1 protein-coding gene and 2 pseudogenes are annotated in these 3,833 nt (G+C 63.2%); 1 reads left to right on the plus strand and 2 read right to left on the minus strand.

Annotated elements, in window-relative coordinates:
• On the minus strand, positions 1–270 hold a 270-nt coding region (gene tnpA, locus OC446_RS29680), incomplete at its 3' end, for an IS200/IS605 family transposase (protein WP_262032487.1).
• A gap of 881 nt (positions 271–1,151) precedes the next feature.
• On the opposite strand from tnpA, the pseudogene OC446_RS29685 reads away from it, so the two are divergent.
• A pseudogene (locus tag OC446_RS29685) lies at positions 1,152–2,694 on the plus strand (transposase).
• On the opposite strand, the pseudogene OC446_RS29695 reads toward OC446_RS29685, so the two are convergent.
• Positions 2,677–3,704: pseudogene (locus tag OC446_RS29695) on the minus strand (IS3 family transposase); the annotation flags it as partial. The pseudogenes OC446_RS29685 and OC446_RS29695 overlap by 18 nt on opposite strands.
• Positions 3,705–3,833: the final 129 nt, after the last annotated feature.

Raw genomic sequence — 3,833 nt, forward strand, 5'->3', positions numbered from 1 at the left:
TCGCATCAAGCGGGATGACCGTCCCTTGAAGCGATTGACGATCTCAGCAACGGCAAGCGTCGGATCGGCTGCAACGCACAGGTGGACGTGATCCGGCATGACTTCGAGGGCGTGGACCGTCATCCCGGATTCCACCGCCACCTCCGCAATGATCTCCTTCAGGCGGGTGTCGAATGGCGGCACAAGCACGGGCCTGCGGTACTTTGGGCACCAGACCAAGTGGTACTTGAGACTGAAGGTTGCGCCCGCGTTGCGCCGGTATCGCGACATGCCGTTGATTATACAGCCGTCAATTATCTAACACAAGGGAAGCGGCACCGCCGTATTCCCCCGTCGCCTCACGGCGACGGTCCCCTGCGGAGGTGATTATGGGGAGATCGGTCGTGTCGACCCTGCAGGCCCCGATATGAGCACCATGTGCCAGTGACGAAAGCCCGTGACGTCAGCCACAGGCCCGAGGCCATCCATGCCCAGGAGAACCGGGCTGTCGCCGAGGCCAAGGCGCAAGTGAAGGAGCGATCACCGGATGAGGTCGTGCGAGCAGCCTTGCTGCTGAGCCTAAACCCGCCAACCGGCGCTCCAAGCCGCCCGATTCACACGCCTTGCGCCACACCCTCCAGGTCGTCGCTGCCGCCAAGGAGGTCTCGCATCCAGACCATCCCGCGACATACGTATCCAGACAACTAGACAGTGACAAAACCATTCAAAGACGCTATAGAACACCCAGGCGTGCTCCGTCGCTTCGTTATGGAGACTTCTACATCCCAGGTAAACAGGCCAGGAGATAGGTGGGCCGTTGATGAAAGGGATTAGCCACAAAGCCTCGGATGGCACTGTCTCCGAGATAATATCTGTTATCGCGAGCAATGGTCTTCCCCAATTTCAATACTGCTGGCGAACGGATTGGAGTACTTGGGGCAGGGTCGGCTTCAGGGTTCGAAGCTCAAGCTCCAATTTGGAGGTTTCCTATGTTGCTCTACCCGTCCTTCATTGAGGTGCACTAGGCGAACTCTCTTATGTGTAGATCCTTCAGTTGCAGACGGATGGTCCTGCGGAACTCTTGCTTATCTCTAAGGTAAGACACCTAGGAGCGTCTCCTCTAATTCACAGTTTCCTGAGACACCCTGTAAGCGGACAGGATCCGCAGACGGGTGACGATGATGACAGAGACGATGAAGGATATGGCCGGTCCGGGCTGCGGTAGGCGGATGTCGCGCCAGCGCAAACGCAAGGCGGTTTCTGCGACTGCTGCGCGGTGAGGATCTGGAGACGGTCTCGCGCTCCTTGGGCGTGACGGCCGCCACGCTGAGCACCTGGCGCGAGGACTTGCTGGCCACCCCGCCCGGCCATCGGCGCGGCATTGGAGACCGAGCGGCTCAAGGCTTGGCTCGGCGAGATGCTGCTGGAGGCCAAGATTGCCGTGCTGGAGAGTGGCCGCCCTTTAGCTCAGAAGAGGTCGAGGCGTGAGCCGGGCGGTCTCGCCGGGCCGCGGCACGCCCTATGGCCTGGCACGTCTGCCGGATCTGGCGCGTGGCCCGGGCGAGTGTGTACCGCCAGCGCCGCGGCCCGGTCGGACCGTTGTCCGATCCGGTGCTCTCCACCGAGGTCCGCACCGTCCCGGCCGCCAGCCCGTTCCATGGTGAGGGCTACCGGAAAGTCTGTGCCCGTCGTCTGCGCCTGAAGGGCCGCCGCACCTTGCTGTGCCGGGTGTTGCGGCTGATGCGCGAACACGATCTGCTGGCGCCGTCCCGGACGGGCCGCCGCACGGTCCACGCAACCTGACGGCACAATCATTCCCCAGACCATCGACACTCTGTGGCGCACGGACATGACCACTGGGTAGACAGCCTAAGGACCCACCGTGTTCGTGGCGGTGGATCACCAGAGCGCCGAGTGTGTCGGCATTCATGCCAGCCGCCATGGCACCGCTTTGAGGCTCTCGAGCCGCTGCCCCAAGGGGTACTTGAGCACTTTGGCGGCTTTGCGAAGGGAATTGCCTCGGGCCTGTCGGTCCGTCAAGTCCACAGGAGCCAGTACATGTCGGCAGCCTTCCAAGATGAACTGCACTTTCTCGGAATCGAGAGCTCGCCCGCTTTCGTGCGGGCGCCGGAAGGGTACGGCTGTGCGGAGCGGTTCACCCGTACGCTCAAGGAGAACCTGCTGTGGGTGCGCCGCTTCGAGACCATCGAGGAGCTGCGCCAGGCCCTGCAGACCTTCCGGGAAACTTACAGCCGAGCTTCGACCTTCGTGGTGCCCTCTATGCTGCTGGGCCAAGACCTGACCCGGATCCACGGCCTGGGGCCGTCGTTGGCGCTCAAGCTGGTTGCGGAATGCGGGACGGATCTGGCCGCTTGGCCCAGCAGCAAAAACTTCACCTCCTGGCTCTGCCTGGCACCCGGCAGTAAGATCTCCGGTGGCAAGGTGCTGTCGTCCCGGACGCGCCGGTCAGGCAGTCGGGCGGCGGCACTTCTGCGGCTGGCGGCCGTGACGGTCGGCAAAACGGAGGAGGCGCTGTGCGCGTTTACCCGCGCCTGTCAACGCGGATCGGCAAGGCCAAAGCCGTCACGGCAACCGCCCGCAAGATCGCGGTGCTGTTCTACAACGCCCTGCGTCACGGCATGGATTATCCGGATTCGGGAGCGTCCTACTGTTGTTGCCCCTGAAAGATCGGACAGATCATCCCGGTTGACGTGAGGCAATGAACTCACGCGGTGAACGATAACCGAGTGCCTTGTGCGGGTGAAGGCTGTTGTAATGCTCGAACCATAAAGGAAGGCTGTCCAGCACGGTGCGGGCATCCGGGATCGGGCTGACGCGGACGTAATCGCGCTTGATCGTTCGCACGAAGGCTTCGGCCATGCCGTTGCTTTGTGGGCTCTGCACCGGTGTGGTCCTCGGCTCCAGCCCCATCTCTCGTGCCAGGCTCTTCGTCTCATGGGCGATGTAGCCGGAGCCATTGTCGGAGAGCCATTCAATCGTCTGCGGCAGACGGGTTACCGGCCCGAAGCGGTACTCGACCGCCGTGATCATCAGGTCCTGCACGTCCTCGCCCTTGATCCCTTCCGTCGTGGCCACATGGCCCAGCACCTCCCGGTCGCAGCAGTCGAGCGCAAAGGCCACGCGAACCTTCTCGCCATTGTCACAGCCGATCTCAAACCCGTCCGAGCACCAGCGCAGATTGGAGCGTTCTACCGCCACGCGACCGTCATGCCGGCGCGCCTCGGCCCCGCCGGCATGGCGCTGCAGCAGGAGACCGTGAGCCTTCATGACCCGGTAGACCCGCTTGTGATTTGGAGGAGACCGGCCCTGCTCCTGCGCCTGGCGGACCAGAAGAGCATGCACCCGGCGGTAGCCATAGGTCGGCAGGCTGCCAATGATGGCCTTGATCGCCTCCACCAGGTCCGCGTCAGGCAACGGAGGACGGCCCCGGTGGTTTGATGGCCGACCGGCTACCTGCTCGGCGATGTTGGAGCGGGCGACCTCAAGGGTGGAGCAGACGGCGCTCATCGCGAACCGCCCTTGGGCCAGGACAGCGAGCGCAACAGCTGCTTTTTTGGCCCGGTGGCGACCTCCAGCGCCTCTTTGAGGATCTCGGCTTCGAGCGTCTTCTTGCCAAGCAGCCGCTGCAGCTCCCGGACCTGGTTCTGCAGGGCCCGGTACTCGGAGGCGGCCACCACCTCCTCCTGAGCGCTCGTGGCGGTGAGCGTGCAGATTCCGATTTCATTCGGCCAGGGATTCCGAGATGAAGCCGGCCGCGATTCCGATCAATCCCCGGCCACCGTTCCGAGATCAATCCGGCCACCATTCCGATCATTGTCCGGCCAGGGGCTGAG

Source organism: Microvirga sp. Mcv34, from assembly GCF_024519725.1.
In the GTDB taxonomy this organism is placed as follows: domain Bacteria; phylum Pseudomonadota; class Alphaproteobacteria; order Rhizobiales; family Beijerinckiaceae; genus Microvirga.